Annotated in this window: 1 pseudogene; it reads right to left on the bottom strand. The window is 47.8% G+C overall.

From position 1 onward, the window contains the following. Positions 1-730: pseudogene (locus ACS8FC_RS17260) on the bottom strand (lytic transglycosylase domain-containing protein); the annotation flags it as partial.

The following is a 730-nucleotide window of genomic DNA, read 5'->3' as shown; positions in this document are numbered from 1 at the left end:
CACATCATCCCAGCGGCCAAAGCGGATCGCTGCCATGGCGTAGTCTTCCGCTTCTTCAAAGTTAAAGTCATCATCTAAGCTATTGCGGAACCAGTCTACCGCTTCAGCATTAAAACCATCATCTGTATTGTGGTTCATACGCTTAACACCAAGCGTACGATAGGCGTAACGACGTGTTTCGTCATTTAATAGTTTGATAGCGCGCTGATTGTCTTGCTTGATATCAAAATCTAATTGTAGTGCTGCTTCTCGATAGGATTTATCTGCGACACGGCCAATAGCATATAGGTATAGGTATTGATTGGTTTGGCTGGCAGGCTCGCGGCCAAAGCGGCTAAAAAACGATGAGGGATTTAGCTGAATTTCACTGAGCGCCGAATAAGCAATCGGCGTACCTAGGCGTGACGACAGTGCCATAATGTCACCCGTTTTGCCTATTCGTAACATACGCTTGAGACGAGAAGCGCGATCTTGATTGCTAATGAGCGCATTATTATTCATCTCCATCGCTAGCTGATCACACAAGGCGGGCTGCTTTTTGGTGGTTAGCCAAACATCAGATTTGGCAGCCATGGCACGCATGGTATCACCGCCATTATTGAACCCAAGGGCGATAGCGCAGCGCTCACTGGCATCTGCATTGGTAATCAAATTGGCTACTTGTCTGACAGAGGCGTAGTCATTCGATCCCGCTTTGGTCTCCGCAAAGTCAGCCACCAATTTTTCGGCC

It is taken from the genome of Psychrobacter sp. 1Y4 (genome assembly GCF_051847555.1).
The sequence above is the reverse complement of the archived record's forward strand: the minus strand, read 5'-3'. Positions and strand labels throughout refer to the sequence as shown.